The 3346-nt window shown below is 73.1% G+C and carries 2 protein-coding genes and 1 pseudogene; 1 reads left to right on the forward strand and 2 read right to left on the reverse strand.

The genetic code is table 11. The features are described from left to right. Positions 1 to 243, reverse strand: a pseudogene (locus ABZ281_RS43280) (hypothetical protein); the annotation flags it as partial. A gap of 217 nt (positions 244 to 460) precedes the next feature. Continuing rightward, entirely contained in the window at positions 461 to 1672 is a 1212-nt protein-coding gene (gene fahA / locus ABZ281_RS43285; RefSeq protein WP_356663631.1) for a fumarylacetoacetase, read from the reverse strand. Between the two features lie 320 nt (positions 1673 to 1992). On the opposite strand from fahA, the gene ABZ281_RS43290 reads away from it, so the two are divergent. Next, positions 1993 to 3252, forward strand: a complete 1260-nt coding sequence (locus tag ABZ281_RS43290; protein ID WP_356663633.1) for a DegT/DnrJ/EryC1/StrS family aminotransferase — start codon at positions 1993 to 1995, stop codon at positions 3250 to 3252. The last annotated feature ends 94 nt before the right edge of the window (positions 3253 to 3346 follow it).

Below are 3346 nucleotides of genomic sequence, written 5' to 3' on the forward strand. Positions count from 1 at the left end.
GTCACCGGTGGCCTTGCCCCCACCACCCGCGAACAGTTGGGCGCGGACCGTGCCGAAGACGGCGGCGGCTCCCAGGGAGAGCGCCGTCACGCAGGCCAGCAGGACGGTGGCGACCAGGCACTGCCAGACCCACAGCGCGACCACCGGGTCCCGCTCGGGCCACGCGGCCCGGGTCAGCGCCCGGGGAACGGGGACGGCGGCCGTCACGGCGACGACGCTCAGCAGGAGCAGGCAGACGGTCATGGCCACGGGCTCCGGTTCCTCGTCGGAAGAGGGGCGGACACGGGTGGTGCGGGGGAGGGCGGTCGCCGTGCGCACCGATGGCCACGGCGAGCGTGACGTAGGCGCGGGCACACCGCCCTGCGCCCAGTATGACGGGCCGGGCGGTGTGCGTCAGGGGCCGAACGACAACGGAAGGGACCGCAGGGGCGACCGTCGGCCGGACCCCGGCCGACTCGCGTCAGCCCTGGACCACTCGCCCGGTCACCTCGGCCAGCCCCACCCGAGTGCCGTGCGGCCCCGGGGCCCAGGCCGAGAGGGTCACCTCGTCACCGTCCTCCAGGAACGTCCGCTTGCCGTCGGGGAGGTCGAGGGGCTCGCGGCCGTTCCAGGTCAGCTCCAGCAGGGAGCCGCGCTCGTGTTCCGCCGGGCCGCTGACCGTGCCGGAGCCGTAGAGGTCGCCGGTGCGCAGGGAGGCGCCGTTGACGGTCATGTGGGCCAGCTGCTGGGCGGCCGTCCAGTACATGGTGGAGAAGGGCGGCTCGGAGACGACGTGACCGTTGACGGCGACGCTGATCCGCAGGTCGTAACCGCCGGGTTCCTCGTCGCTGTCGTCCAGGTACGGCAGCAGCTCGTGCGTCCGGGCCGGGGGCGGCACGAGGGCCTCCTCCAGGGCGTCCAGCGGGGTGATCCACGCCGACACCGACGTGGCGAAGGACTTGCCGAGGAACGGGCCGAGAGGCACGTACTCCCAGGCCTGGACGTCGCGGGCGGACCAGTCGTTGAGGAGACACAGCCCGAACACGTGCTCGCGGAAGTCGCCGAGGGCCACCGGCGCGCCCATCCGGGACGGCACGCCGACGACGAAACCGACCTCGGCCTCGATGTCCAGGCGGACGGACGGGCCGAAGACGGGAGCGGCATCCGTGGGGGCCTTGCGCTGGCCGGACGGCCGTGCGATCTCCGTGCCGGAGACGACGACCGTGCCGGAGCGGCCGTGGTAGCCGATGGGCAGGTGCTTCCAGTTGGGGGTGAGGGAGTCCTCCGCGTCGGGCCGGAAGATCTGTCCGACGTTCCGGGCGTGGTTCTCGGAGGCGTAGAAGTCGACGTAGTCCGCGACCTCGAACGGCAGGTGCAGGTCCACCGACGACAGGGGGTGGAACAGCGGTGCGACGGTCTCGCGGTGGGACGGCACGGTCACCCAGGCGGTCAGCGCCCGGCGCACGTCCGACCAGGCCGTGCGGCCGGCGGCCAGCAGCGGGTTGAGGGTCGGCCGGGCGAGCAGGGAGGCGTACGGAGAGCCGAGCGCGTGGGCCGCGGCGCCCGCGTCCAGCACATGGTCGCCGAGCCGGACGCCCACGGTCCGGTGGGACGAGCCGGGCAGGGAGAACACGCCGTACGGCAGATTGTGCGGGCCGAAGGGGTCGCCCTCGGGGACATCGAAGGGGGGCATCGGGTGCTGCCTCGCTTTCGGGTGTGCCATGTCGTCGCCACGTATTCGTGGTCGTGCCACACGTTACGGGTGACGCGCCGGTCCTGGGCAGAGTCCGAGGAGGTGGAGAGGGACGAACGGGGCAGGTGGGTCAAGGTGGGTCCAGGTGGGACCGGACGGGGCGACTCCGGCGGGCCGGACGGGACGCCACATTCGTACGTGCCGGAAGTTATCCACAGGACGCGACGCAATCTTGACGGAGCGGTGCGAACGGGGCGACTCTGGGCGGGTGCCGGAAGGCCTCGGGGAGGGGGCTTTCCCACGGCACATCTGGGGGGCGGATGGCCATAGGGGAGGCCGGTCCGGGTCCGGTGCGGCGTGGTGCACAGCCGAAGCGGCTGGAAGAGACCATGCGCGTCCGGCTCGGCCGGGAATGTGTGTACGTACCGTCGTGCCGTTTCGGGCTGTACGTGGCGCTGCGCCACTGGTGCCCGCCCGGCGGACGCGTGCTGATGTCGCCGGTCAACGACGACGTGATCTTCTTCGTCGTGCTCGCGGCCGGACTGCGCCCGGTGCAGGCGCCGTTGAACCCGCTCGACGCGTCCATCGACATCGATGCCGTGCCGGACGAGGTGTGGGGCTCGGTGTCGGCCGTGCTCACGACGAACCTGTACGGGAACCCGGACCCGGCGCCGCGCCTCAGACAGAAGTGCGACGCGCTGGGGATCCCGCTGTTCGAGGACGGGGCGCATGCGATCGGCAGCCGGGTGGGTGACCGGCCGGTCGGGGCCTGGGGCGAGGCCTCCGTGTTCAGCCTGTCCAAGCACGTCGGGGCGAAGGCCGGAGGCATGCTCTCGCTCGCGGATTCCGGATTACGGGAGGCGGTGGAGAAGACCTGTACGGGACTGCTCGCGCCGCGCCGGACGAGCGCCGAACTCGCCTACCTGGTCCGGCCGTACGCGGAGGCGACGGTTCGCGGGCTGCGGCTGCGGCGTGCCGCCTGGGCCGCGATCCGGCTGCTGGGGATGGCGGACCGCGAGGAGATCCGGATGCCGCTGCGCCCGGACGAACTCGCCCTCGCCGCCCGCGAGATGCCCGGGCTCGACGCCCACCACCCGTGGGTGCGCGTCGACATGCACGACTACCGTCTGGCGCCCGGCCGGCTGCGGCTGCGGCGCATCGGGCACAAGCTCGACCGGTTGGACGAGGTGCTGGACGCCTGCCGGGCGGGCACGGAGTTGCTGCTGTCCACGCCCTGGGCCAAGCCGCGTGACGGCCACGGGACGCAGCCGCTGTTCCGCGTCCCGCTGTTCGTGGCCGACCGGGACGCGGCGATCGCGGCGCTGGCACGGCAGGGCATCGTCGTCGGCTACCTCTACGACCCGCCCCTGGACGACTACGCCGGTGCGGAGTTCACCGACCTCTCACCGGCCCCCGCGGCGGCCCGCTGGTTCGCGCGGCACGCACTGCCCGTGGACCCGCTGCGGGCGCGGACGGTCGTCGAGGTGCTGGAGCGGTCCGGGGCGCAGCCCGTCCAGGCGCCGGGAGGACTGCCCGAAAACAGGCCGACAGCGGGAGGGCTGGGACAGTCCCGTGGCTGAGATCCAGGTGCACGAGCCCGCCGTCGCGCGCACCGACGGCGGCGGCCCGGAGCCTGCCGGCAGCGACCCCACCCACGACTCACTGTTCAAGAAC

This window comes from Streptomyces sp. NPDC006265 (assembly GCF_040613555.1).
Classification (GTDB): Bacteria; Actinomycetota; Actinomycetes; order Streptomycetales; family Streptomycetaceae; genus Streptomyces.